This window comes from Pseudomonas sp. NPDC098747 (genome assembly GCF_044760045.1).
Taxonomy (GTDB): domain Bacteria; phylum Pseudomonadota; class Gammaproteobacteria; order Pseudomonadales; family Pseudomonadaceae; genus Aquipseudomonas.
The window spans coordinates 63,725-88,175 of record NZ_JBIWAL010000002.1 but is presented as its reverse complement, the minus strand read 5'-3'; the positions used below and the strand labels follow the sequence as shown (position 1 = coordinate 88,175).

The window sequence follows — 24,451 nt, the reverse complement described above, 5'->3', positions numbered from 1 at the left end:
TCCCTTACGATGATCTACGAGCTTCTATCAGGAGAAGTACTGTTTGGTGTTAGTTATTCACGTCGCTCCGTGCTTTCTCCGAGGTGATTTAAAGCAGCGATTGCCGATTGCCGATTGCCCCCGCCCTGTGCGATTGCCGGGATTGTGGTTCGCCAGCAAAACGACGATTCGCTGAGCTGATGTATAGATGGGAGGGAGGCGCTACGCTTCGCGGGAATAGCACTAAACCATTTAGGCCAGTCTGCAGCTTAAAATAGAATGTAGCACCAAGCTGTTAGGAAGGTCGTATGACAAAAAAATCTCTTCTAGCAAATCTGTTGCAAACAAGTATGTTGATCATTAGAGTATACCGTCAATCAGCTTATTATTTGGAGGCACCATGTCGAAACTCGTAGAATTCCGTTTGCTCGAAAAACACCTCGCCGAGCAGTTAAAAGCGCTGGAAACCTTGAAGGGTGACGCCGGTCTAAAGCAGGAAATTGAATTCGAAACCAAGCTCCGCGCCTTGCTTGGGCAGTACGGTTATAGTTTAAAAGACATCATTAACTTGCTAGATCCACAGGTGAATCGACAAGCCTACACGGGGGGGCTTCATTCTGGCCTGCGTAAAACTCGTCAAATAAAAGTATACAAAAATCCTCAAACCGGTGAGGTCGTTGAAACCAAAGGTGGCAACCACAAAACGTTGAAGCAGTGGAAGGCTCAATATGGTTCAGACACTGTCGAATCTTGGCTCAAGTAATCACCTCGGCTAGAGTCTTCTTGGCGCGGTTCTTGACGGAGCGTAGATATACGCTCTGTCGTTTACTCGAAAAATTTACCCTTACGTGCCCTGCGTTCCCTACGTCCCTCCCAATGATGCCGCGATATGCGGCCTGGCATTTCTAAGGCGTAATGCTCGCTGGGTTCTCGAGGCTCAGGATGGGCAACACATGATGAAGTGGTGTGCCCCCCGATAGGCATGACACTTTGGCCTTCAACTCAGTGATCAGTGAAGAACAGTGTTCATGTTCGATGTAGGAATCAAAGGAGGGGGCGTGATAGCAGGAGTGCAAGGCACAAGCTAACGACGCTCATAAGCATTCGCTCTTGTCGAAGTGACTGGTGGTGTGGAGTTGCAACGTTTTGTCCATTTACCATTCTTTGCTTGCTTGAGGCGTATAGCAGTCTATGCGTCGGGTCGGGGTTATAAGCTCTGCTTCGGAGCTTGCGATATGCTTAAATCGAATCGTGAATAGCACACAAGTGCATCAAGAGACCATTTCAAAGAACGGCGAGGTCATAAGCGCAGTTGTCGCGGTAATATTTCTAGCACTCGCACGTCGTCCGATAAAAGACCGTCCACACATTACGCCCAGGCTTGGCCTCTCTGGTTTCCGCGATGTTTCGTTATAATTTTGGCCCGCGGGCGCCTCGCGGGATCCATGCTTGTTGGGGTGAGGGCGAGTCGACGAGTTATTGGAGTGCCCGTTCTGGTTGCGGCAGAACCAGATGATCGGTCCTGCCATTCAAAAAAATCTGGTGCCAGAGAGGAGATTGATTTAATGCAGCGGTAAGCTCTACGATCACGTGCCTGTGTATTGACGCCGAACAAATGCCTAATTTCTCCGCCGCGAGTTTTAAAAATTTCCACCTCGGGATACTACTCGGGCGGACAGCTGCGCTGAAAAAATCGGCTGTTGGATCGTCATTGGATGTCACTCGGCATTACCGCTGCGCAAATCAAAGTGTTGAAGCTTATTTTTCGTGGGGATAACACTGCAGTCGCATTTTGCCGACACCTTTCCATCTACAGCGTCTCGATGACTCGAATGCTGGATCGCCTTGAGCGCAAAGGATTGATGATTCGGGGCCACGGGCATTACAAACGCTAGGTTCGCCTGGTATTGACCAGCAAGGGCGATGCTTCGAGATTCAAGTTTTCGACGATGGAGGCCGGTGCAATGAATGAGTTCACGGGGTCCCTCACAACAGAGGAATTGGAGAGGCAGAAGAGGCTGTTGGAAAAGCTCTTGTGCGCAGAATAGTCTCGCATTACTTTGACTCATTCTATCGGCTGGTTTTGCTCGGCTGATCTGGTCAAACGATACTGGACACAGTTGTAGGGTTTAGATTATTTCTCATGCCGCCAAGGCTTCCATGGCTACCGGAGTTCGATAGCCGTTGTAGCTGTGCAGCCTGATCCGATTGTAGTAGTGGGTCCATGTAGCGCAATACATCAGTACTGGCCTCGTCTTTGTTTCGATAACCGGCCTTGGCTATCCATTCATATTTCAAACTGCCAAAGAAATGCTCCATCGGGACGTTATCCCAGCAGTTTCCTCGTCTACTCATGATTTGTTTTATCCGCATGTCCGACAACGCTTCATGGAACATTTTAGTGCTGTAATGACAGCCCTGATTAGAATGGAACATTAAATTTTCAGAGCGTCCTCGCGACTCGAAAGCCATCTTCAACGCTCGACAGGTCAGTGCCGAATCCGGGCTTCTGGTCATCGCCCAGCCGACGATGCGTCGGGCATGCAGATCAAGTACCGCAGTCAGATAAGCCCATTAAGTACCAGCCCAAATGTAAGTCACGTCCCCACACCATACTTAATTGGGTGCCTCAAAGTTGAATTTACGCTCCAAATGGTTGGGGCGTATTGCGCCTTCGCACCGCTGGGTTTGTAACGGTGCCTGCGCCGTTGCTGGCTCTTCAACCCGATTTCGCGCATCAGGCTACGAGCCATTTAGCGATCTACCGACTACTTTTCGTTACGCAACGCCTCTGACATGCCGCGCGGCCCATTGAGCCGCGACTTTGCTGATGCAGTTCGATAGCCTTAATCTTTAGGCGATCGCGCTCAACATCAATTTTTTCCACCAGTTTCAGACGGTCGTAATAACTGCTGCGGTTAATTCCAAACACGCCACACAACTCGGATTTTGGGTATTGCTCACTTAACTCCTCGACCAGCCTTACCGATCGAAGGAATCCGACACCAAGAGAGCTGTAGCCTTTTTTAAGATTTCCTTCTCGCGCTCAATCCGGCGGATTTTTGCTTCCAGTTCCTGAATGCGTTGCTGATCGGGGGGCACGGCCTTGGACTTTTCGGGCGTCTTACCGTTGCGCTCCTCGCGCAACTGCTCAACCCAGCGGCGTAGAGTTTTGGGGCCTACCCCCATCGCTTCGCAGGCTTCACTTACCGAATAGTCTTTATCCAACCCAGGCCAGCCGCATCCCGTTTGAAATCTGTCCAAAAATACCGTCTAGTCAAAATCACGACCTCGTCGTTGGGCGTAGATTACTGCCCTTCAGGGGTGTCCAGAATCATTAATCCAGATCAATGCCCTTCAGCGTGTAGACAGGTTGAGCAGTGACACACATCGCAAACAACGACCGTCCCGATTTTGTCTTCGACTCTTCCAGTTATCTTCATCACCGTCTCGGCCTCTGTGATTGCTTTAAGCTTAGAAGCCCTAGCAGGAAGCGTAGACTGGCAATCGGCGGATCTACCGTCATCTAAAGGTCAGAGAACCGTCCGGCCTATTTTCCCCCGGATATGCCCGAGCGCCGCTCGTTCGTGCGCTTAAGCTGCATCGGCAAGCGAAAAGGTTGCATCGATGAAGACATGGAGTATTCCTGCATCAAGCAATGGCCGACTTCGGTCAACTGCACGCCGCTGGAGCGCACTTGAGTTCAGTGCTAGGCGATTTTTCTTTGACTGTCGCAGTAAACGAGGCGCATTTAATTTTGGCGTTTAAACAACGCCGATTCTGGCGTTTAAGGTTTTCGCGGCCCGCTGGCTTGGTTGGCTGTTTCCAGTCTTAATGAAAAGAATTCCAATCTTAGTGAAAACTCATGCAGGGTATGGCGACTAGGGTAGGGCTCATGGTCTGGCTTGCCAAGGGGCGCTGCGCATTTAGATCATTAACTTGTCAGTTACGGTCATTGAGTGACAGCGATGCGACTCATAGTCTGTCGTACATGACTGACGGGGGACGCAGAGCTCCCGCACTTTTTCCGTGATTGCTCGTTGTGGAGTTACCGATGACCGCCGCTCATTACCCGCACCTGTTGGCCCCGCTGGATCTGGGATTCACCACGCTGCGCAACCGCACCCTGATGGGCTCGATGCACACCGGCCTTGAAGAGAAACCGGGTGGCTTTGAGCGCATGGCCGCCTACTTTGCCGAGCGCGCGCGTGGCGGTGTCGGTCTAATGGTCACTGGCGGGATCGGCCCGAACGACGAGGGCGGCGTGTATTCCGGTGCGGCCAAACTGACCACCGAGGAAGAAGCGCTCAAACACCGCATCGTCACCCGCGCGGTGCACGAGGCGGGCGGCAAGATCTGCATGCAGATCCTCCACGCCGGTCGCTATGCCTACAGCCCGAAACAGGTCGCGCCGAGTGCGATTCAGGCGCCGATCAACCCGTTCAAGCCTAAAGAGCTGGACGAGGAAGGCATCGAGAAGCAGATCAGCGATTTCGTCACCTGTTCGGTGCTGGCGCAAACCGCCGAGTACGACGGCGTGGAAATCATGGGTTCGGAAGGTTATTTCATTAACCAGTTCCTCGCCGCGCACACCAACCATCGCACCGATCGTTGGGGCGGCAGCTACGAAAACCGTATGCGCCTGCCGGTGGAAATCGTTCGCCGCGTACGTGAAGCGGTGGGCCCGAACTTCATCATCATCTTCCGTCTGTCGATGCTTGATCTGGTCGAAGGTGGCAGCACCTGGGACGAGATCGTCATTCTCGCCAAAGCCATCGAGCAGGCCGGCGCGACCATCATCAACACAGGCATCGGCTGGCACGAAGCGCGCATTCCGACCATCGCCACCAAGGTGCCGCGTGCGGCATTCAGCAAGGTCACGGCCAAGCTGCGTGGCTCGGTGAGTATTCCACTGATCACCACCAACCGCATCAACACCCCGGAAATTGCCGAGCAGATTCTTGCTGAAGGCGATGCCGACATGGTCTCGATGGCGCGGCCGTTCCTCGCCGATCCGGACTTCGTCAACAAGGCTGCCGAAGGTCGCGCCGACGAAATCAACACCTGCATCGGCTGCAACCAGGCCTGCCTCGACCACACTTTCGGCGGCAAGCTCACCAGTTGCCTGGTCAACCCGCGTGCCTGCCACGAAACCGAACTCAACTATCTGCCGGTGCAGCAGATCAAGAAGATCGCCGTGGTCGGCGCCGGCCCTGCCGGGTTGTCGGCCGCGACTGTGGCTGCCGAGCGCGGCCATCAGGTGACGTTGTTCGATTCGGCCAGCGAAATCGGCGGCCAGTTCAACATCGCCAAGCGCGTGCCGGGCAAGGAAGAGTTTTTCGAAACCCTGCGCTACTTCAATCGCAAGCTGCAAACCACCCACGTCGAGGTGTGCCTGAACACCCGCGTCGACGTAGCGAAACTGGTCGATGGCGGTTACGACGAAATCATCCTCGCCACCGGTATTGCGCCGCGCACGCCGGCGATTCCGGGTGTTGAAAATGCCAAGGTGCTGAGTTATCTGGACGTGATACTCGAGCGCAAACCGGTCGGCAAGCGCGTGGCGGTGATTGGCGCAGGCGGCATCGGTTTTGACGTCTCGGAATTCCTCGTTCACGAAGGTATTGCCACCAGTCAGAATCGCGCTGCGTTCTGGAAAGAGTGGGGCATCGACGCCAACCTCGAAGCGCGTGGTGGTGTGGCCGGGATCAAACCGGCACCGCACGCGCCGGCGCGTGAGGTGTTCCTGTTGCAGCGCAAGAAAACCAAGGTCGGCGACGGTTTGGGCAAAACCACTGGCTGGATTCACCGTACCGGTTTGAAGAACAAGCAGGTGCAGATGCTCAACAGTGTTGAGTACCTGAGTATTGACGACGAAGGCCTGCACATCCGCATCGGCGAAACCGGCGAACCGCAGTTGCTGGCGGTGGACAACATCGTGATTTGCGCGGGGCAGGATCCATTGCGTGAACTGCACGATGGCCTGGTGGCGGCCGGGCATAATGTGCACCTGATTGGTGGCGCTGATGTGGCGGCTGAGCTGGACGCCAAGCGTGCGATCAATCAGGGTTCGCGTCTGGCTGCAGAGCTTTGACCCCGCCGGTCTAGCGCGCCAATGGCCATCGCGAGCAGGCTCACTCCCACAGGTTTTGTGTTGCTCACAGACTTTGTGAACACCACAATCCAATGTAGGAGTGAGCCAGTTCGCGATGGCTGCTTATGAGCGACTAGAATGCGGGCTCTGTTCCGAACGACTAGTCGCCCATGCTTCTTCCTTCCTCCAATTGGCTCCCCCGAGCTCCACTCGAACCGCTTCATCTGGACTGGCTCACCGCCGCCAATGTTGAAGTCGCCATCTTGCGCCTCGATCAAATCGACCCGCTGATCAGCGGCAACAAGTGGTTCAAACTCGTCGAACACCTCAAAGACGCGGATCGCGCCGGTGCCGAAGGCATCATCAGTCTCGGCGGCCCGCACTCCAATCACCTGCATGCGCTGGCGGCGGCGGGCAAGCGTCTGGGGTTTGAAACGGTGGGGCTGCTGCGCGGTCATCCGCAAGAAACACCGACCGTCGCCGATCTGCAAGCGTACGGCATGCAGCTGCATTGGCTGGGTTATGGCGGTTATCGGGCGCGACATGAACCAGGGTTCTGGGCGCCGTGGCGAGCGCTGTATCCAAATCTGCATACGGTGCCGGAGGGCGGTGGCGGATTAGCCGGGGCGCTGGGTTGTGCAGCCGTCAAAGAGCAGGTCGATGCGCAATTGAGCCGTTTGGGTTGGCGCGATTACCACGGTTGGTGGCTAGCCTGCGGCACTGGGACGACATTGGCCGGGCTGGTACTCGCCGAGGCCGGGGCGCACCCGGTGTATGGCGCGTTGGCCGTGCCCGAAGATCACGGCGTGGCGGCGCAAGTCGAGTCGATTCTGCGCGAAGCCGGCAAGGCCAGTGCTGACTATGAGCTGATTGATGCCAGTCGCGGCGGTTTTGCCAAGGTTGATTCGGCATTGCTGGCGTTCATTGCACAGGCCGAGCTGGACAGCGGCGTACCGTTGGAGCCGCTGTACACCGGCAAGGCGTTGCTGGCGCTCAAACAGCAGGTCGAGGCGGGTAAATTCGCTAGCGGCACACGGCTGATTTTCGTGCATACCGGCGGATTGCAGGGGCGGCGGGGGTTCAACACTCATTCTCTAGTCAGTTGAGCTTTTGTGGCGAGGGGATAAATCCCCTCACCACAGCGTCCTTGCAGTGCCTAACGTCGGGATCACCCACGCTTGGGCATCATCCGCAGCAGCGTGTTGTCCTTCACCACATAATGGTGATAAAGCCCCGCCAGCGCATGCAGCCCGATCAGCCAGTAACCGACGGTGCTGATCAGCACATGCCAATACTCCACCTGCTTGGCGAAGGCTTTGTCTTCACTCACCAACAGCGGCAGGTCGAAGCCATAGAACATCACCTGATGCCCCTCGGCACTGGTGATCAACCAGCCGAGAATCGGCATGCTGATCATGAACAGGTACAGCGCCCAGTGCATCAGCCGCGCCAGCAGCGTTTGCCATTGTGGCGAGGCCGGGAAGATTTTCGGCGCCGCACCGACGCTCCGGGCCAGTAGTCGAAACCACACCAGCACGAACACGGTCAGACCGAGCATGTAATGCACTTCGCGGATAAGCGTGCGACCGCCGCTGCCCTTGGGGAAGAAGCCGCGCAATTCCATGCTGGCGTACACCAGAATCAACAAAACCAGCATCAGCCAATGCAACACGACCGACACGGTGCTGTAGCGAGATTCGGAACTTGTCCACGGCATCCGGTGTTTCCTCACAAATCAGGGTTCAAACGAGCCGTTCTTGAGCGACGGCATGCATTGACTGTAAACCCGATGGCGCATTTTTGCTCTGATTGGTTGAGGTTTTTTCAACGCGGTGGTGCGACTTGGAAGTGTTTTATGGCGTTGGGTGGAGTGGCTGCATTAAATGAGTGTTAATTGTTTTTGCAGTTTGGACTTGCGGGTTCAATGATGGTGTAACGGCTTGTTGTTTATATTCTGTATTTGACTTCGGATTGCTTGGTTATGTCGGGCTGTTTACTGTGTGGGTAAGTCCTCGGGTGCAGATAGTTGCTTGAGGGTATTAATGTTGTTTAATTATTCAATTGGATTATTTATGTTCTCTAATAAAAATAAAAGCGCTTATTTTATTAAAAAGGCTATGGCCAAATGGCCTGTTTTCAGGCCGAAGCCAGTCGTCAAGCCAGTGGCGCCCAAACCTGTAGTGCCAGTCAAACCCCCCATCAAACCTGTTGTACCAGTCAAGCCTCCCGTCAAACCAATCGTCAGGCCGGTTAAGCCAATTGTGCCAGTTAAACCACCGGTAAAACCCGTTGCGCCAGTCAAGCCCATTTCGCCAACCAGACCTACAACTCCCGGCGGTATTGCCCGACCTGTTGAAACGAAAAGGCCCCCCATGCCTTGGCCGAACATCAACTTCAATATTGATCCGGTTGCTCTGGCGACACTTATTATCAGTTTGGGCGGAATCCTCAATACTGATGGCTCTGCGTCCCTTCCCGATGGCAGTCTGATTGATGCGGGTAAAAACTTACTCAAGGCCCCGGATGGCGTTATTCATCATCAGGACGGCCGTGTCGAGTTTCCCGATGGCCGGATTATCTGGGCGGATAATACGATCGAATACCCTGATGGACGTATTGTTTGGGAGGATGGAACAGAGCAACTTCCTGACGGTAGTACCCGATATCCGGACGGCCTCGCCTACGATGCGCAAGGTAATCTTGTCTCGCCATAAGTTGTCGGTTGGTTTACTTGTGAAGTTTCGTGATTGTCTGCGTCTCAATCTGTAAAACAGAAACACCGCCGACTGGCTATTAAGTCGGCGGTGTTTTTTTTGGGAGTTAGCAGGATTGCGGCATTTCACCGTTGGCCAGACGCTTGTTGATGTCGGCAATCACTTCCGGCAGATCGCTGATGGTGTCGATCATGTAATGCGGGCGCGAGCTTTCGAACAGCGCATGGATACGCTTGCGTTCGCTGGCCAATTCATCGCTGGCCAAGGCACGGAAACCCTCGTAATCCAGGCCCAGCGCGTTGCCCGAGCAGATCAGCGCCACCGTCCACATGCCGGCGCGGCGACCTTCGAGGATGCCGGGCACGGTGTCGTCGATCTTCACGCACGCGCCGACATCGTCGATGCCTAGCGTGATCACGTTGGCCAATGCCTGCGCAGGCCATGGTCGGCCGTTCGGCACTTCGTCGGTGGCAACCACGTGGTCGGCGACGTAGCCGTTGATGGCGGCCAGTTCGACGACTTTATCCATCACCTGTTTCGGGTAGCCGGAGCAGGAGCCGATCTTGATCCCTTGCTGGCGCAGGTTGGCGATGGTGTCCAGGGCACCGGGAATCAGCGCCGAGTGTTCGGCGATCTTTTCGATTTGCAGCGGCATGAAGCGCTCGTAGATGGCGGTGACGTCATCGTCGGTCGGCGTGCGGCCGAACGCTTTGCGATAACGCTCGGCCACCTGTGGCTGATCGCACAGAGTACGGATGTGGTCCCACTTGCCCATGCCCATCGGCCCGCGGGCTTCTTCGATGGAAACCTGAACGTCGAATTCGGCGAAGGCTTCGACGAAGATCTGCGTCGGCGCGAAGGAACCGAAGTCGACCACGGTGCCGGCCCAGTCGAGGATGGCGGCTTGCAGCTTGGTTGGGTTGGTGTAGTTCATGGCAATCAAATTCCTGAGTTGGCAATGCAATTCAAATGTGGGAGCGAGCTTGCTCGCGAAAGCGGTGTGTCAGCTGTATCAATGTTGAATGTTCAACCGCATTCGCGAGCAAGCTCGCTCCCACAGGGGAGTAGGGTGAGGATTCAGATTTCGAGCACTTCCATCTCGCGCAGTACTTCGCCTACGGCTGCGACCGCTTGGCGCATTTGGTCCGGGTTGACGTGGCCGATGCAGCCGATGCGGAAGGTTTCGACCTGGGTCAGTTTGCCGGGGTAGAGGATGTAGCCCTTGGCCTTGACCCGTTCGTAGAAGTCCTTGAACTGATAACGCGGGTCATTCGGCGCGTGGAACGTAGCGATGATCGGCGCCTGAATCGCCGCTGGCAGGAAGCTGCGCAAACCGAGATTGCCCATCTCTTCCATCAGTGCCTGGCAGTTGGCGGCGTAGCGCGCGTGTCGCGCCGGCAGGCCGCCTTCTTCGTTGTATTGCAGCAAGGCTTCGTGCAGCGCCGCGACCACATGGGTCGGCGGAGTGAAGCGCCATTGCCCGGTCTTCATCATGTAGGTGTGCTGGTCGAACAGGTCCATTGCCAGCGAGTGCGAATTGCCGGCGGCTGCGGCCAACGACTCTTTGCGAGCAAAGACAAAAACCATCCCCGGCACGCCTTCCAGGCACTTGCCTGACGCGGCGATCAGCGCGTCGAACGGCACTTGTTGCGCATCCACCGGCAGCGCGCCGAAGGAGCTCATGGCGTCGATGATCAGGCGCTTGCCGTGTTGTTCGACGACGCGGGCGATTTCCGCCAGCGGATTAAGAATGCCGGTGCTGGTTTCGCAGTGAATCAGCGCAACGTGGGTGATATCGCTGTCGGCGCGCAACAGACGGTCGACGTCGGCGGCGGTGGTCGGTTCGTCTTCAGCGGTTTCGAAAGTGCTGAACGAGCGGCCAAGTACTTCGCAGATTTTCGCCAGACGCTTGCCGTAGGCGCCGTTGATCAGCACCAGTATTTTGCCGTCGCGTGGCACCAGCGTGCCGATCGCCGCTTCGACCGCGAAGGTGCCGCTGCCCTGCAATGGCACGCAGTGGTGAGTCGCGGCACCGTTGAGGATCGCCAGTAATTGCTCGCAAAGGCTGGCGGTCAGTTGATTGAAGCGATCATCCCATGACCCCCAGTCGACCATCATCGCCTGGCGGGTACGGGCCGAAGTGGTCAACGGGCCGGGAGTGAGCAGGATGGGTTCGGCGATACTCATTCTTGTGTCCTCGGATAACGCTGTGGGATGAAGCTACGGGGCATACGTTGCAATTTGCTGCTGCATCAATCAAATTGTTTGTTGTTATGCTAGCCATCAGTGAGAGTTATTCATGAACCTGTTTCAACTGCGCGCGTTTGATGCCGTGGCGCGCGAAGGCAGCTTCACCCGCGCCGCCGCGCGTTTGTTTATCAGCCAACCGGCAGTGACCGGGCACATCAAGGCGCTGGAGGAGCACTACCAGATCACGTTGTTGCGGCGCACCGCGCGACGGGTGGAACTGACCGAGGAGGGCACCAAACTGGCGGCGATCACTCGCGCAATGTTTGGCTTGGCCGAAGAGGCGCAGACCATGCTCGAGGCCAACCGCCAATTGCTGACAGGCAGGCTGGAAGTGGCGGCGGACGGCCCACACATGGTGATGCCGATGCTGGCCAGTTTGCGCGCGCGCTACCCGGGGATCACCGTGAATCTGCGGCTGGGCAATGCCCAGGAAACGCTGGCGGCGTTATTGTCGGAACACGCGGACGTTGCGGTGCTGACCGAAGTCGAACCGCGCAAGGGACTGCATCTGCAAGCACTGAGCGAGTCGCGGATTTGCGCGCTGGTGCCGGCGGGGCATCCATGGGCAGCGCGTGCGGCCGAGGTGAAACTCAAGGAGTTGGATCAAGTGATCATGGTGCTGCGCGAACCGAGTTCAATTACCCGGCGTACGTTTGATCTGGCCTGCGCGCAGGCGTCGATTCATCCGCGCGTGTTGCTGGAGCTCGACAGTCGTGAGGCGGTGACCGAAGCAGTCGCCGCGCAGTTGGGCGTTGGCGTGGTGTCATCGGTGGAAGTCAGCCACGACCCACGGGTGGTGGCGATTCCGATTGTCGGCGAGGGATTGGTCAATCGGCACATGATCGGTTGCATGGAACGGCGGCGAGAGTTGCGCTTGATTCAGGCGTTTTTTGGATTAGCCCCAGCCTGAAGCACCGTGGTGTCTGATTCGCGAGCAAGCTCGCTCCCACAGGGAATTTGTATGCGCCGCAGGACCAATGTGGGAGCGAGCTTGCTCGCGAAGGGGCCGCTGTGGCCTACACCAGACTTTCGCGAACCATATCCAGGAAGGTCGCCACCACTCGCCGCGAACTCTGTTCGCGCAAGCATACCAAGGTCTCGGTCAAACGCCGGGTGCAATCGGTAATCGGCAGTGCGCAGACCCGTGAGTCGGCGCCGAATTCAGCCGCTGAAACCACCCCCACACCAATCCCCACCACCACCGCCTCGCGCGCCGCTTCCCGGCCTTCGACCTGAATCGCCGGGCGAATGCGAAACCCGGCCCGGGCCATTTCCTCTTCCAGCGTTTGCCGGGTCACCGAACCGTGTTCGCGCAGCACCAACGGCGTGTCATCGAGATCCGCCAGACAGATCGACTCACGCTCGGCCCACGGATGATTACGCGAAACAAACGCCACCATCGGATCGTTGCGCAGTGGCACGCAGAGCAAGCGTTCATCGCTGACATCACGCCCCAGCAGCGCCAGATCAGCCTGATAGTTGAATAGGCGAAACAACGATTCATCGGTGTTGCCGGTCTCGATTTTCACGCTGATGCCCGGAAAGCGCTCGCAGAACCGCGCGATCTGCGGCAGCACATGCACCGGCGCATCCACCGCCAGAATCAGACTGCCGGTCTGCAACGCCTCGGATTCCTGCAACAACTCCTGCGCCTCAGCTTCAATCACAAACAGACGCTGGGTGATCGCCAGCAAGCGTTCGCCCAGATCGGTCAGGCGCACCGAACGTTTATTGCGATGAAACAGCAAAACCCCAAAGCGTTCTTCGAGTTTGCGCACCTGGTCGGAAATCGCCGGTTGCGTGAGAAAAAGGCGCTGAGCGGCCTTGGTGAAGCTTCCATGCACGGCCACGGCGTGGAACGCTTTGAGTTGGGCGTGGGAAATTGACATGGCGGCTCCAGTTAAAAGCTCAGCTTATGTGTGAAATACGATAAATCGATTTTATTTATTAAACAGTAATTGCTTTGATCGGCTCACACCAGCGCCGACTGCTCGTTCAAGCAGCGGCGCCGGCCATGAGTCTGTGCGTGCAACAGCAGGACTCATCTGACCGGTATCGCCATAGGGATGGGGTGATATCGCAGTGCTCAACAATAAAAAACACAGGCGTTTACTCAACGATTCTGCCGGCACACTCACACCCTGAGGTCAGAACCACAATGAACAAGCACATCGGCACCATTGCGCGTTGGCGCATGCAGATTTTTGCGATCACATGGCTCGCGTACGCCGCTTTCTACTTCACCCGCAAAGCGTTTTCGGTAGCCAAACTCGGCATCGGCGAAGATCCGAATTTCATGCTCGACAAAATGACCATGGCCAACCTCGATGCCATCTACCTGGCGGCTTACGCCATCGGTCAATTCACTTGGGGCATGCTCGCCGACCGCTTTGGCCCAAGGGTTGTGGTGTTTGGTGGCTTGCTGATTTCTGCGGCGGCGGCGCTGGTGATGGGCAGTTTCGCGACGCTGCCGATCTTCGCCACCTGCATGTTGATTCAAGGGTTGGCGCAGTCCACGGGATGGTCGGGATTGTGTAAAAACCTTGGCAGTTTCTACCCGTCCAAACAGCGTGGGCGAGTGCTCGGCTTGTGGAGTTCCTGCTACGCATTTGGTGGGCTGGTGGCGTCGCCGTTCGCCGGTTGGTGGGCCTACACGCTCGTCGGCAGCTGGCACGCGGCGTTTTTTTCCAGTGCGGCAGTGGTGGCGGTGGTCGCGGTGTTGTTCTTCATCTTCCAGCGCGATAAACCGGAAGACGTGGGCTTGCCGGCGGGGGAACCGGAGCCTGTGTTGAGCGCCGAAGAGACCGAAGCCAACAGCAAGCTCAGCGTTTGGGAACCCTTGAAGGAAATCCTGAGTAATCGCACGGTGCTAGTGCTGGGCCTGGCGTATTTCATGTTGAAACCGGCGCGTTACGCGATTCTGCTGTGGGGGCCGGTGATCGTGTTTGAACAGATGCCCAGCGTCGGCAAAGTCGGTGCGGCGATCATTCCCACTTCGTTCGAGCTGGCCGGGTTGCTCGGGCCGATCATGATCGGTCTGGCTTCGGACAAACTGTTTGGCGCGCGGCGCATGCCAGCCTGCGTTATCAGTCTGCTGGCGCTGACCGTGACGCTGGCGCTGTTCATGGCTGTCTTGCAGACCGGCAGTGTTTTGCTGGTGGTGGCGTTGCTGTTTGTCATGGGCCTGACCCTTTACGGCCCCGACTCGATGATCAGCGGCGCGGCCGCCATCGATTTCGGCAAAGCCAAGGCCGGTGCCACTGCGGCCGGCTTCGTCAACGGCTGCGGCTCGGTCGGCGCAGTACTCGGTGGCTTGCTGCCGGGCTACTTCGACACGGTGACGGTGTTCATCGTCTTCGCCGGTTGCGCATTGTTTTCCGCGTTGGTGTTGATTCCGCACTGGAACAGCCGCCCGGTCGGGTTCATGGAACCGCGCGCGTCCATCCCCAACTGCCGCTTGACGATCAAACCTCTGCGTAACTGACAACCCTTTGCCTCGCGGCCTGCTGCGGTGTTCGCGGCAGGCTGTGCCGTGGCCAACTGACTGGAGAAATCCCATGAGACCGTTTTGGCTGGAGCAGGCCTTGCAGGCTGACACCTCCGAAATCTGCCCGCCGCTGCAAGGCGAAGTGCGCACCGACGTGTGCATCGTCGGCGGTGGTTATACCGGGTTGTGGACGGCGATCATGCTCAAGCAACAGAACCCCGAGCTCGATGTGCTGCTGATCGAAGCCGACATCTGCGGCGCCGGCGCCAGTGGGCGTAACGGCGGGTGTGCGCTGTCGTGGTCGGCCAAGTATTTCACCCTTGAGCGCTTGTTCGGCGTCGAGGAAGCGGTGCGCCTGGTCAAGGAGTCCGAACGCAGCATTCATGCGATCGGCGAGTTCTGCGAGCAGTACGGCGTCGATGCCGATTACCGGCTCGATGGCACGCTTTATACCGCGACCAATCGTGCGCAAGTCGGCTCGACTGACGCGGTAATCGCTGCGCTTGAGCGCAACGGCATCAACTCGTTCACCCAGCGTCCGGTGGCTGATGTGCAGCACATGGCCGGTTCCAGCAAGCATCTGGAGGGCTGGTTTTCCCCTGCAGCAGCCAGTGTGCAACCGGGCAAACTGGTGCGTGGTTTGCGCCGCGTCGCACTGGGACTGGGCGTGAAGATTCACGAAAATACGGCAATGACCGGTTTGGAGGAGGGCCGTCCAGCACGGATTCGCACGGCCAACGGCAATGTGCAGGCAGACCGCGTGGTGTTGGCGATGAACGCGTGGATGGCCCGCGCCTTCGCGCAATTCGAACGCAGCGTGGCGATTGTTTCCAGCGACATGCTGATCACCGAACCGCGTCCGGATCTGTTGCAGGAAATCGGCTTGACCAGCGGCGTCACCGTGCTCGATTCACGGATTTTCGTGCACTACTACCACAACACCCCGGATGGCCGGATCATGCTCGGCAAGGGCGGCAACACCTTCGCCTATGGCGGGCGGATGTTGCCGGTGTTCGATCAGCCGTCGCCTTACGCTGACCTGCTGAAAAGCAGTCTTGGCGATTTTTTCCCGGCGTTTGCTGACGTGAAAGTCGATGCGACCTGGAACGGTCCGTCGGATCGCTCGGTGACCGGTTTGCCGTTCTTTGGTCAGATGAGCAGCAGCGGCAATGTGTTTTACGGTTTCGGTTATTCGGGTAGCGGCGTCGGCCCGTGCCACATGGGCGGGCAGATTCTGGCGTCGCTGGTGCAGGGGCTGGACAACCCGTGGACGCGCTCGCCGCTGGTCAGCGGGCCGCTGGGCTATTTCCCGCCGGAGCCGATTCGTTATCTCGGCTCCTTGATGGTGCGCAACGCCATCCGCCGCAAGGAGCGCGCCGAAGACCATGGCCACAGGCCACGGCATCTCGACGTGCGCCTGGCGAAATTCGCCGCGGCGGCGGGCAAGGCTGACAAGGGCTGAGTTAATCAGATCCAATGGTCGGTGACTGATTTTGTGGCGAGGGGATTTATCCCCGTTGGGCTGCGAAGCAGCCCCAAAGCCATTCGATGCGGTGCGTCAGTCAAACGTAGGCTGTCTGGACCGGGGCCGCTTCGCAGCCCAACGGGGATAAATCCCCTCGCCACAGTGGATCTCACAAGGTCAAGTCATGGGGGTCGAGTGAAGGCACCGGATGAAGGTATGGGTCAAGTCATGGGCTGGCGCGATTCAGCAACCAGTCGAGCAACAGACTGTTGTCGGGCGCAGGCGGTGTTTCGCGGGGTGTGGGGTTGCGGGTGGTGCCCAGGCACAGGATCGGCCGGTCCGGATCGCTGTCGAGAAAGCTCACCCACACTTCACTGCCGACGTTAGGCAGTTCATCAGGCGCGAGTCGGCCGTTGGCCCGGGTCATGGCGACGGGCAGCCAGATGGCGTCGGTGTCGGCGGCTGGCGGTTGTTCCGATGGCCACAGCCTCACGGCGACACGTCCTTGCGCGTCGAGTCGCGCAGGTTGCCCGGGCGTCCCCAGCACTTGCGCCAGGTGATAGCCCGCAACGCTCGGGCGCGGTTGCTTGAGCGGCGGGCGAAAGTCGGTCGACCACGGTTGCGCGGTGAAATCGTTGTAATAACGGTGCACCGTCGGAGCCGGGTCGAGTATCGATGGGTGTTGCCCATGATGGCGTAGGGTGGTGATCCGCCATTGTTCGTTGAAATGGCTGATCGGATGTTCCGTCACTTGCAGCAAATGCCCGCTGAGCAATCCGACGCAGTCGCTGCGGCCATTGATCGAACGATGCTGGCAACGTTGTCGCTCAAGATGACGACGACTACGTTGTTCACTGTGGCGCTGTTGTGGCGAAGGCGTCGGCATCGACGGTTTTGACGGGGTCTGATTGGCCGCATCCTCGCCGACAGTCTGCAGCCCCCGATCGCGCACGGCGCGCAGCATTGGGATGGGCGCGGCATGGTGATGCTGGTACAGCGAACTGACACAGGGCGAGGACGCTTGCTCATCATCCATGAACGGCAGCAGCGCCGGTTCTTGCGGCAGGCTCAGGCTGTCATCTGCGAACACGACAACGTGCCCGTCCGTGCGGTGCTCGAAGTGATAGTGGATGCCTTCTTCTTCGCAAAGCCTGTGCAGCAGTGCCAGATCGCTTTCCTCGAACTGCACGCAGAACGGCCGCGCAGGATACTGACCCACGGTCATTTCGATCCGGTAGCTGTCGGCTGGAAGGGCATTTTCAGCGAGCAACTGTTGAAGAATCTGCGGCACGCTCAGTTGCACGAACACCCGCCGTCTGCTCGGCTGCGCCATCCGTTGCAGCGCCGGCACCACGATCAGTCGATACCCGATCCGGTGCGCCCCGCGATGCTCGCAACTGGCACTGTCGATCATGCCGTGAATGCCGTGATGGTCGTCCAGACGCAGAAATACCGGTTGCTGCACCAGCATGCCCGGCGCCACGGCGGGGGCCAGGCCAATCAATTCGATGTCGAAACGGTAGGGTTGGTTGAGCGCTTCCTCGCCATTGAAACGCACCACCGGCAGGCATAATCCACTGTCGGTCAGGGTGAGGGTAAACGGACTTTCCTTGTCATTGAGCATTCGAACAGGCTCTGTCAGGCAATACGGGTCTCAGAGGGTACGAAACCGCGGCGCTGAATGGTCATGTCAAAGGGTGTTTTCAGAATCGCCCTACAAGGTCTGGTGAAGATGTCGATTCCACATTGGATTTTTTTGGTCGATTGCCGACTTTAGGCCGTATAAACTTGGCGCCACGCGTCGGCCAATAGATGTCTCGGCGCCACAGATCAAGAGAGTGAGTAATGGGCGCACAGTGGAAGGTTAAACACAAAGAAGCGGCATCCAATGCCAAGGGCAAGATCTTCGGCAAACTGGTGAAAGAAATCACCATTGCTGCGCGCAACGGTGCCGATACCGCGACCAACGCGCACCTGCGTCTGGTAGTTGAGCAGGCCAAGAAAGCCTCGATGCCCAAGGAAACCCTCGACCGCGCAATCAAGAAAGGCGCGGGCCTGCTGGGTGAAACCGTGCAATACCACCGCGTGACCTACGAAGGGTTCGCTCCGCACCAGGTGCCGTTGATCGTCGAGTGCGTCACCGACAACATCAACCGCACCGTGGCGGAAATCCGCGTGGCGTTCCGCAAGGGCCAATTGGGCGCTTCAGGTTCGGTGGCCTGGGACTTCAATCACGTCGGCATGATCGAAGCGTCGGCGGACACCCCGGACGCCGATCCGGAAATGGCCGCGATCGAAGCCGGTGCCCAGGATTTCGAGCCGGGTGAAGAGGGCGCGACCCTGTTCCTGACCGATCCGACCGACCTCGACGCCGTGCAGAAAGCCCTGCCGGAACAAGGTTTCACCGTGCTGTCGGCCAAGCTCGGCTACCAGCCGAAAAACCCGGTCAGTGGTTTGAGTGATGAGCAGATGGCTGAGGTTGAAGCGTTCCTCGAAGGCCTCGACAACCATGACGATGTGCAGGATATGTTCGTTGGTCTGGCTGGCTGATTTGTTTATTCAGTAGAGCCGCCATCGCGGGCAAGCCCGCTCCCACAGGGTTCGTGGCGATCACAGAATTTGTGCACGACGCCATACCTGTGGGAGCGGGCTTGCCCGCGATTGACCGCGCAGCGGTCACGGCTTTTGCAAAACCTCAATCACTTCACTGAACCCCGGCCGCCCCAGCACATCCGCCTGACAGCAGCGCCGCTCCAGTGCTTCCAGCACTTCACGCCGTTCATCACTCAGCCCCGAGTCGATTCGCGCGAGCAATTCCCCCAGCAAAACCCCGAACGCCCGTACTTCGATGCGTTGCAGCGCCTGCGTTTCGAGGCTGTCGGTGGTGGCATGAAACGACGCTGCGCCGAAATCCCCGAGTAAACAGTCACCCTGATCGTTCAACAGAATGTTGTGCCCGTAGAGATCGCCGTGGGTAATGCCTTGTTGATGCAGATGCTCCGCCGCCGACGCAACGCCCATGGCAATGCGCAGTGCAACCTGTGCGCTGAAGCGGCGATCCTCGGCATAGACATCCCGCGAGCAGGACGCCAGGCTCGGCAATCCCGCCAGGTTGGCAAAACTCGGATCAATCAGTTGCATGACCAGACCTTGCTGGCCGTCGGGGTGGCCGTGGATGCGCCCTTCAATTCGAATCAGATTCGCGTGCAATCCAGCGGTGATGCAGGCGTTCATTTCGTGCAGCGGTGAGCCGTCGCTGGTCATCTCGCCTTTATACAGCTTCACCGCAACTGGCATTGACGAGCCATCGGCGCGCTGCCAGATCGCTTGGGAAATTACCCCGGAGGCGCCTTCGCCCAGTTGTTGCTCCAGGCGCAGCGCTGACCAGTCGATCTGCGGTGTGGCTTGAAGGGCAGCGGCGTCGGCTTCGGTTTCCAGCGGATTACCGGCATAGGCAAGCCACGTCAGGCTTGGCAACGTTAGCAGCCATTGTGGCAACTCAGTCAACTGGTTGGCGGCGATGCGCAGCAGTTCCAGTCGATGGCAATTACTCAGTGAAGACGGCAGCGATTGCAGGCAATTGCCTGCCAGCATGAGTTTTTGCAGATAAGGGCGTTCGCCCAATTCGCTCGGCAGGGTTTCGATGCAGTTGTCGGTCAGGATCAGCCAGCGCAGCAGTGGTGGCAGGGCGGTGCCCGGTACGTTGGCGATGCGGTTGGCCTTGAAGCCGATCATCGTCAGCGCAGCGCATTGGCCGAGGCAGGCAGGCAGCGCGGTGAACTGGTTGTCGGAGCAGAACAGCACGCGCAATCGCGTCAGGCGATGCAGGTCATCCGGCAAACTGCTCAAGGCGTTGCCGCTGAGATTAAGTACTTCGAGGGTGTCGGCCAGATCGAAGATTTCTGCCGGGAATTCGGTCAGGCCGCAGGACAGATCCAGCCGCGTGATGCCCGACAATTCGCCGGCGCGCAATTGAGCAAGGGTGTGCATGAGGGGATTCGCAAATAGAGGGTCGCTGGGAATGGGCGACATGATAGCGGCAAAGTCGCGGTTTGAGGCTGAGCCGGATCTTTCCAACACCGCGAAACCCTGTGGGCGCAAGCTTGCTCGCAAAGGGGCCGATCAGTCGAAACTGATGATTGCGAGTCCGCATTTGCGAGCAAGCTCGCACACCGGGTGACCTGCGCGATTTTTCAAAATTGCAGCGATTGCTTGAGCTGTTGCGCGGCGGGCGTATCAACCGGGCTGACCATCGCATAGTTGTAACCACCGCCCGACCAGTAATCCGCCTGCAAATCCCCATCACTGCGACTGCCTCGCGGCAAAAAGGTGTTTTTCGGCCCAGGTGGTCGCACATAAAAACTCACCTTGTGCCCACTCGCATCTTGATACATCACCATCGCCGCTGGCCCTTCATCGGTACTCAGCAAGCGCCCGCTGACCGGTTCAAAACCCGCCGCCGTCAAATCCGGCAAGCGACTGACCTGAGTGAAATAGCGATCAAGCCAACGCTGCATGTCACCATCGCCGTCAACCTTGTAATCCGCTGGCAGCATGCCTTGCTGGGCAATCAACCGATAGGCCTGCAACGCGTCGGTCATTGGTAATACGGAGGTGCGCACCAAGGTCATTTCCCGGGCCTGCCAACCGCTGAAACCTCCCACGCTCACCGCGATCAGCAATACCGCCGCGCTGGCCAGGTGGCGGCGCGACTGACGCTGGCGGCGCTGGCGAATCATCGCCGGATCAAGCGCTGGATTGGCCGGTTGCTGCAATTCACCGCTCAGTGCCGCGCGCAGTTGTTGGGCATCCTTTTGCCAGGCGCGAACCTGGGCGGCCTGGTCTGGATGGTTGCCGAGCCAGGTTTCCAGCACGCGCCGGTCGGCGTCGCTGAGTTGGTGGTCGACGTAGGCGTGCAGGTCACGTTCGTTGGGAGGCAGGCTGATCATTTGAGTATCCGCAAAGAAGGGCTGCTGATTTCGCCGTCGCTGAGTTGGCGCAAGGCCTGGCGGGCGCGGGACAGACGCGACATCACGGTGCCGATCGGGGCGTCGAGAATCTCGGCGACCTCTTTGTAGGAAAGGCCTTCAACCGAGACCATCAGCAGCAGGGCGCGCTGTTCGCTGGGTAATCGGTCGAACGCTTGCAGGGTCGATTGGGCGATCACGCTGCGCTCCACCGATGGCTCGGCATCGTCGCGCCCCGTGAAAAACTCGAGCATCCGCGCATAACGGCGCGAGCGGCGATGGGCATCAAGAAACTGCCGGTAGAGGATCGAAAACAGCCAGGCACGCAGATCACCGTCAGCGCGTTTGCCGCCCCAACTCGACAGGGCCCGCTCAAGGCTGGCCTGCACCAGATCGTCAGCGCTGCTGCTATTGCGCGTTAACGACACGGCAAAGCGGCGCAATCTGGGAATGATTTCTCTCAACTGTTCGTCGAATTCGCTCATGAATTTCTGCTAGTCACTACGCTGTGGACTAGGGAGACGCCCGGGGTTGGAGGTTATTCCACGTTCGGAAAAATAAATACCGAGCGAAGGAATAAATCCTGACGGGGTGCGTCTTGCTGATTCTTCCTACTTGTGGCCGCTGGCCCTGGAGTCGTTCATGGTTGATCGCTCATCACCCAACGCTGCACCGCCCGGCGGGCCGCAGCGCCCGCCACTGAGTGCCGCGAGCCTGGTATTGCGTCTGGGTGCCATTGCAGTGGTAGTCGCCGCCGTGGTCGGGGCGTTTGCCTACGTTCAAGGCACTTTTGACCCACAACGTCTGACGCCCAAAGCGCTGGTCGATGTGTTGGAGAAGAACAACGGCGTGCATCCCGGATTTCGTCGTAATCACGCCAAAGGCGTATGCGTGATCGGGCATTTCGAGAGCAGTGGCGAGGCGCGGGTGTTTTCCACCGCGCAGGTGTTCAACGAACCGCGCACCTCGGTGGTCGGGCGTTTCGCACTGCCGGCGGGCAATCCTTATGCGCCGGACAGCAGTGTGCCGATCCGCAGTCTGGCGCTGCGATTCACCCAGGCCAATGGTCAGCAATGGCGCACCGGAATGAACAGCATGCCGGTGTTCCCGGTCGGCACGCCTGAGGCGTTCTATCAGTTGCAGCAAGCGCAGTCGCCGGACCCGGCCACCGGGAAACCGGACCCTACCAAGGTGCCAGCATTTTTTGCAGCGCACCCGGAAGCCGTGCCGTTTCTGACCTGGGTCAAGACCGCCAAGCCGTCAGCCAGTTACGCCACTGAAACCTATAACAGCGTCAATGCGTTCTATCTGGTGGACGCCAGCGGCAAAAAACAGGCTGTGCGCTGGAGTATGAAACCCTTGGCGCAGGACGCTGCGGGTGCCACCGCACCTCAAGGTGGCGATTTTCTGGAAAAAGATCTGGTGCAACGCTTGGCCTCTGCGCCTTTGCGTTTTCAGTTGAACATCACTTTGGCCAATGCCGATGACCCGGTGAACGACGCCAGCAAGGCGTGGCCCGAGGGGCGCAAGGTATTGAATGCCGGGACTTTGGTACTGCAGCAAACCCAACCGCAACTGAGCGGCGAGTGCCGCGACATCAACTACGATCCGCTGGTGCTGCCGGCCGGGATTCAAGGTTCCGACGATCCGTTGCTCGCGGCTCGCTCCGCCGGTTACTCCAATTCCTACCTGCGACGCACCAGTGAAGTCAGCCAGTTGCCCGCCGCTAAACAGGAGGCTCGTCCATGAGCGCTCAACCGACTCATTTCGCGCTGCTGGCGCGGCTGCTGCATTGGCTGATGGCGCTGATGATCATCGCCATGCTGTTTATTGGCGCCGGCATGGTCACCTCGGTTTCCGAGCGCCATGAATGGCTGATCGATCTGCACAAGCCCTTGGGTATTGCGATTCTGGCGCTGGTGATCGTGCGGCTGCTGGTGCGTTTTTCCACTCGGCAACCACCGCTGCCGGCCGATTTGCCGGACTGGCAGGCGTTGGCGGCCAAGGCTTCGCATGTGTTGCTGTATGCCTTGATGCTGGTATTACCGCTGTTGGGTTGGGCGATGATCAGTGCGTCGGGCGAACCGGTGATGCTTAGCAGTTCGCTGCTGTTACCGTCGATTGTGCCGGCCGATGCGCAGTTGTTTGCGTTGCTGCGCAAGGCTCATGGGTATCTGGCGTATCTGTTGTTCCTGACGGTGCTGTTGCACCTGGCGGCGGCGCTGTTCCATGGCTGGGTGCGCCGCGACGAGGTGCTCGACAGTATGTTGCGCGGCCGCGGGCGCGATCGCGGTTAGCCGGCCTGAGTGGCGCATTGAGAAGATGCGCCACTTTTCAGCGTCAGGCACCAGTAAACCAGCGCCACGGCATTGATGCCCGCACCCAGCCAGCACACGCCGATCCAGCCGGCCCACGCGTACATGGCGGTGGAGCCAATCGAGCCCAGTGCGCTGCCGATCGAATAGAACAACATGTAACCGGCGGTGAGGCGGCTTTGTGCTTCGGGGCGTACGCTGTAGATCATGCTTTGGCTGGTGACGTGCACGGCTTGCAAACCCAGATCCAGGGTGATCACGCCGAGCAGCAACGCCCACAGCGAAGATTGGGTGAGGGCGATCGGCAACCACGAGCCGAGCATCAGCAACAGGGATAACCCACTGACCCATTGGCCGAGACCGCGATCAGCCAAATGCCCGGCACGGGCGGCGGCCAGCGCGCCTGCGGCACCGGCGAGTCCGAACAATCCGATTTCGCTGTGGGAAAGCGACAGCGGCGGGGCGGCCAGTGGCAGCACCATCGGCGTCCACAACACCATGGCGCTGGCGAAGGTCAGCAGGGCGAGCATTGCACGTTGCCGCAGCACGGGCTCTTCTCTGAACAAACTGAATACCGAGATGATCAATGCGCTATACGTTGTCATCGGTTGCGCATCTTCATCTTTGGGCAGCACGCGAAACAACAGCAAAGCCATCAACAACGTAACCCCCGCCGACAGCAGATAAATTGCCTGCCACCCAGCCAGATCGGCCATGGCGCCTGCGACCGTGCGCGCCAGCAGGATGCCGACTACGATGCCGCTGGTAACCACGCCAACCACGCGCCCGCGTTGTGCCGGGATCGCCAACGTCGCTGCGTAAGCCACCAACACTTGCGTCACCACGGCGAGCAAACCGGTCAACGTCATGCCGAGCAGCAACCACAAGCTGCTGGGTGCCAGCGCGATCATCAGCAACGCGGCGGCCGACAGCAGCGTTTGCGCGACGATCAATCGTCGACGGTTGAGTAAATCGCCAAGCGGCACCAGCAGCACCAAGCCGACGCCGTAACCGACCTGAGTCAGGGTAATCACGATGCCGATGGTTGCCGGCGACATGGCAAACGCTTCGGCCATGGCGTCCAGCAGCGGCTGTGCGTAATACACATTGCCTACAGCCAGGCCACAGGCAACGGCAAAGAGCAGCACTACGCTGTTGTTGAGTGAATGAGGTTTCATGC

General features: G+C 58.5%; 20 protein-coding genes and 1 pseudogene. 11 read left to right on the top strand and 10 right to left on the bottom strand.

Features of this window, described 5'->3' with window-relative positions; translation table 11 throughout:
* The first annotated feature begins 379 nt into the window (after positions 1-379).
* Both ACIQVE_RS01475 and ACIQVE_RS01470 read left to right on the top strand, forming a co-directional pair.
* The gene (locus ACIQVE_RS01475; protein WP_402803826.1) at positions 380-742 is read left to right on the top strand and encodes a histone-like nucleoid-structuring protein, MvaT/MvaU family; all 363 of its coding nucleotides are present in this window, start codon (positions 380-382) and stop codon (positions 740-742) included.
* A 952-nt stretch (positions 743-1,694) separates the two neighbouring features.
* On the top strand, positions 1,695-1,874 hold the full coding sequence (locus ACIQVE_RS01470) for a MarR family transcriptional regulator (RefSeq protein WP_402803824.1): 180 nt from the start codon (positions 1,695-1,697) through the stop codon (positions 1,872-1,874).
* A gap of 246 nt (positions 1,875-2,120) precedes the next feature.
* On the opposite strand, the pseudogene ACIQVE_RS01465 reads toward ACIQVE_RS01470, so the two are convergent.
* Positions 2,121-3,266, bottom strand: a pseudogene (locus ACIQVE_RS01465) (IS3 family transposase).
* Positions 3,267-4,033: 767 nt separating this feature from the next.
* Here ACIQVE_RS01465 and ACIQVE_RS01460 point away from each other — a divergent pair.
* Both ACIQVE_RS01460 and ACIQVE_RS01455 read left to right on the top strand, forming a co-directional pair.
* The gene (locus ACIQVE_RS01460; RefSeq protein WP_402803821.1) at positions 4,034-6,073 is read left to right on the top strand and encodes an FAD-dependent oxidoreductase; all 2,040 of its coding nucleotides are present in this window, start codon (positions 4,034-4,036) and stop codon (positions 6,071-6,073) included.
* Positions 6,074-6,243: 170 nt separating this feature from the next.
* Positions 6,244-7,179 carry a 1-aminocyclopropane-1-carboxylate deaminase/D-cysteine desulfhydrase gene (locus tag ACIQVE_RS01455; RefSeq protein WP_402803819.1) on the top strand — a complete coding sequence of 312 codons (936 nt, stop codon included), beginning with the start codon at positions 6,244-6,246 and terminating at the stop codon, positions 7,177-7,179.
* A 62-nt stretch (positions 7,180-7,241) separates the two neighbouring features.
* Here ACIQVE_RS01455 and ACIQVE_RS01450 read toward each other — a convergent pair whose 3' ends face one another.
* The gene (locus tag ACIQVE_RS01450; RefSeq protein ID WP_150618328.1) at positions 7,242-7,790 is read right to left on the bottom strand and encodes a cytochrome b; all 549 of its coding nucleotides are present in this window, start codon (positions 7,788-7,790) and stop codon (positions 7,242-7,244) included.
* Between the two features lie 325 nt (positions 7,791-8,115).
* Here ACIQVE_RS01450 and ACIQVE_RS01445 point away from each other — a divergent pair, with 325 nt between their 5' ends.
* Entirely contained in the window at positions 8,116-8,787 is a 672-nt protein-coding gene (locus ACIQVE_RS01445) for a hypothetical protein (protein WP_402803816.1), read from the top strand.
* 106 nt (positions 8,788-8,893) lie between these two features.
* On the opposite strand, the gene phnX is transcribed toward ACIQVE_RS01445, so the two are convergent.
* Together phnX and ACIQVE_RS01435 are read right to left on the bottom strand one after the other, a co-directional pair.
* Positions 8,894-9,721: a phosphonoacetaldehyde hydrolase gene (gene phnX / locus ACIQVE_RS01440; RefSeq protein ID WP_402803814.1), complete on the bottom strand. Its 828-nt coding sequence runs from the start codon at positions 9,719-9,721 to the stop codon at positions 8,894-8,896.
* Between the two features lie 143 nt (positions 9,722-9,864).
* Entirely contained in the window at positions 9,865-10,974 is a 1,110-nt protein-coding gene (locus ACIQVE_RS01435) for a 2-aminoethylphosphonate--pyruvate transaminase (protein ID WP_402803812.1), read from the bottom strand.
* Positions 10,975-11,086: 112 nt separating this feature from the next.
* Here ACIQVE_RS01435 and ACIQVE_RS01430 point away from each other — a divergent pair, with 112 nt between their 5' ends.
* A complete protein-coding gene (locus ACIQVE_RS01430; RefSeq protein WP_402803810.1) occupies positions 11,087-11,947 on the top strand; it encodes a LysR substrate-binding domain-containing protein in 861 nt (286 codons plus the stop codon).
* Between the two features lie 106 nt (positions 11,948-12,053).
* Here the strand turns inward: ACIQVE_RS01430 and ACIQVE_RS01425 are convergent, their stop codons facing one another.
* Positions 12,054-12,926 (bottom strand): LysR family transcriptional regulator, encoded by an 873-nt coding sequence (locus ACIQVE_RS01425; RefSeq protein ID WP_402803808.1) that lies wholly within the window; start codon positions 12,924-12,926, stop codon positions 12,054-12,056.
* 269 nt (positions 12,927-13,195) lie between these two features.
* Between ACIQVE_RS01425 and ACIQVE_RS01420 the strand changes: the two genes are divergently transcribed.
* Entirely contained in the window at positions 13,196-14,521 is a 1,326-nt protein-coding gene (locus tag ACIQVE_RS01420; protein WP_402803806.1) for an MFS transporter, read from the top strand.
* Positions 14,522-14,594: 73 nt separating this feature from the next.
* Positions 14,595-15,986, top strand: a complete 1,392-nt coding sequence (locus tag ACIQVE_RS01415) for an FAD-dependent oxidoreductase (protein WP_402803805.1) — start codon at positions 14,595-14,597, stop codon at positions 15,984-15,986.
* Between the two features lie 229 nt (positions 15,987-16,215).
* On the opposite strand, the gene ACIQVE_RS01410 is transcribed toward ACIQVE_RS01415, so the two are convergent.
* Positions 16,216-17,613: a type VI secretion system Vgr family protein gene (locus ACIQVE_RS01410; protein WP_402803804.1), complete on the bottom strand. Its 1,398-nt coding sequence runs from the start codon at positions 17,611-17,613 to the stop codon at positions 16,216-16,218.
* A gap of 221 nt (positions 17,614-17,834) precedes the next feature.
* On the opposite strand from ACIQVE_RS01410, the gene ACIQVE_RS01405 reads away from it, so the two are divergent.
* Complete coding sequence (locus ACIQVE_RS01405) at positions 17,835-18,539, top strand: YebC/PmpR family DNA-binding transcriptional regulator (protein ID WP_402803802.1); 705 nt, start codon at positions 17,835-17,837, stop codon at positions 18,537-18,539.
* A 126-nt stretch (positions 18,540-18,665) separates the two neighbouring features.
* On the opposite strand, the gene ACIQVE_RS01400 is transcribed toward ACIQVE_RS01405, so the two are convergent.
* The 3 genes from ACIQVE_RS01400 to ACIQVE_RS01390 form a co-directional block, all read right to left on the bottom strand.
* Complete coding sequence (locus tag ACIQVE_RS01400) at positions 18,666-19,979, bottom strand: leucine-rich repeat-containing protein kinase family protein (RefSeq protein WP_402803799.1); 1,314 nt, start codon at positions 19,977-19,979, stop codon at positions 18,666-18,668.
* A 203-nt stretch (positions 19,980-20,182) separates the two neighbouring features.
* Positions 20,183-20,938, bottom strand: coding sequence for an anti-sigma factor family protein (locus ACIQVE_RS01395; protein WP_402803798.1), 756 nt, complete (start codon positions 20,936-20,938; stop codon positions 20,183-20,185).
* A complete protein-coding gene (locus tag ACIQVE_RS01390; RefSeq protein WP_402803796.1) occupies positions 20,935-21,441 on the bottom strand; it encodes a sigma-70 family RNA polymerase sigma factor in 507 nt (168 codons plus the stop codon). Before ACIQVE_RS01390 ends, ACIQVE_RS01395 begins: the two co-directional genes overlap by 4 nt.
* 157 nt (positions 21,442-21,598) lie before the next feature.
* Here ACIQVE_RS01390 and ACIQVE_RS01385 point away from each other — a divergent pair, with 157 nt between their 5' ends.
* Both ACIQVE_RS01385 and ACIQVE_RS01380 read left to right on the top strand, forming a co-directional pair.
* On the top strand, positions 21,599-22,705 hold the full coding sequence (locus ACIQVE_RS01385) for a catalase family peroxidase (protein WP_402803793.1): 1,107 nt from the start codon (positions 21,599-21,601) through the stop codon (positions 22,703-22,705).
* A complete protein-coding gene (locus tag ACIQVE_RS01380; RefSeq protein WP_402803791.1) occupies positions 22,702-23,253 on the top strand; it encodes a cytochrome b in 552 nt (183 codons plus the stop codon). Before ACIQVE_RS01385 ends, ACIQVE_RS01380 begins: the two co-directional genes overlap by 4 nt.
* Here the strand turns inward: ACIQVE_RS01380 and ACIQVE_RS01375 are convergent.
* Complete coding sequence (locus ACIQVE_RS01375; RefSeq protein WP_402803789.1) at positions 23,250-24,449, bottom strand: MFS transporter; 1,200 nt, start codon at positions 24,447-24,449, stop codon at positions 23,250-23,252. The two genes, ACIQVE_RS01380 and ACIQVE_RS01375, sit on opposite strands and share 4 nt — an antisense overlap.
* Positions 24,450-24,451: the final 2 nt, after the last annotated feature.

What these genes read in the sequence shown, in the direction of transcription:
- ACIQVE_RS01475 (WP_402803826.1), top strand. Translation starts at nt 380, where the DNA reads ATGTCGAAACTCGTAGAATTCCGTTTGCTCGAAAAACACCTCGCCGAG.
- ACIQVE_RS01470 (WP_402803824.1), top strand. Translation starts at nt 1,695, where the DNA reads ATGTCACTCGGCATTACCGCTGCGCAAATCAAAGTGTTGAAGCTTATT.
- ACIQVE_RS01460 (WP_402803821.1), top strand. Translation starts at nt 4,034, where the DNA reads ATGACCGCCGCTCATTACCCGCACCTGTTGGCCCCGCTGGATCTGGGA.
- ACIQVE_RS01455 (WP_402803819.1), top strand. Translation starts at nt 6,244, where the DNA reads ATGCTTCTTCCTTCCTCCAATTGGCTCCCCCGAGCTCCACTCGAACCG.
- ACIQVE_RS01450 (WP_150618328.1), bottom strand. Translation starts at nt 7,790, where the DNA reads ATGCCGTGGACAAGTTCCGAATCTCGCTACAGCACCGTGTCGGTCGTG.
- ACIQVE_RS01445 (WP_402803816.1), top strand. Translation starts at nt 8,116, where the DNA reads ATGTTGTTTAATTATTCAATTGGATTATTTATGTTCTCTAATAAAAAT.
- phnX (WP_402803814.1), bottom strand. Translation starts at nt 9,721, where the DNA reads ATGAACTACACCAACCCAACCAAGCTGCAAGCCGCCATCCTCGACTGG.
- ACIQVE_RS01435 (WP_402803812.1), bottom strand. Translation starts at nt 10,974, where the DNA reads ATGAGTATCGCCGAACCCATCCTGCTCACTCCCGGCCCGTTGACCACT.
- ACIQVE_RS01430 (WP_402803810.1), top strand. Translation starts at nt 11,087, where the DNA reads ATGAACCTGTTTCAACTGCGCGCGTTTGATGCCGTGGCGCGCGAAGGC.
- ACIQVE_RS01425 (WP_402803808.1), bottom strand. Translation starts at nt 12,926, where the DNA reads ATGTCAATTTCCCACGCCCAACTCAAAGCGTTCCACGCCGTGGCCGTG.
- ACIQVE_RS01420 (WP_402803806.1), top strand. Translation starts at nt 13,196, where the DNA reads ATGAACAAGCACATCGGCACCATTGCGCGTTGGCGCATGCAGATTTTT.
- ACIQVE_RS01415 (WP_402803805.1), top strand. Translation starts at nt 14,595, where the DNA reads ATGAGACCGTTTTGGCTGGAGCAGGCCTTGCAGGCTGACACCTCCGAA.
- ACIQVE_RS01410 (WP_402803804.1), bottom strand. Translation starts at nt 17,613, where the DNA reads ATGCTCAATGACAAGGAAAGTCCGTTTACCCTCACCCTGACCGACAGT.
- ACIQVE_RS01405 (WP_402803802.1), top strand. Translation starts at nt 17,835, where the DNA reads ATGGGCGCACAGTGGAAGGTTAAACACAAAGAAGCGGCATCCAATGCC.
- ACIQVE_RS01400 (WP_402803799.1), bottom strand. Translation starts at nt 19,979, where the DNA reads ATGCACACCCTTGCTCAATTGCGCGCCGGCGAATTGTCGGGCATCACG.
- ACIQVE_RS01395 (WP_402803798.1), bottom strand. Translation starts at nt 20,938, where the DNA reads ATGATCAGCCTGCCTCCCAACGAACGTGACCTGCACGCCTACGTCGAC.
- ACIQVE_RS01390 (WP_402803796.1), bottom strand. Translation starts at nt 21,441, where the DNA reads ATGAGCGAATTCGACGAACAGTTGAGAGAAATCATTCCCAGATTGCGC.
- ACIQVE_RS01385 (WP_402803793.1), top strand. Translation starts at nt 21,599, where the DNA reads ATGGTTGATCGCTCATCACCCAACGCTGCACCGCCCGGCGGGCCGCAG.
- ACIQVE_RS01380 (WP_402803791.1), top strand. Translation starts at nt 22,702, where the DNA reads ATGAGCGCTCAACCGACTCATTTCGCGCTGCTGGCGCGGCTGCTGCAT.
- ACIQVE_RS01375 (WP_402803789.1), bottom strand. Translation starts at nt 24,449, where the DNA reads ATGAAACCTCATTCACTCAACAACAGCGTAGTGCTGCTCTTTGCCGTT.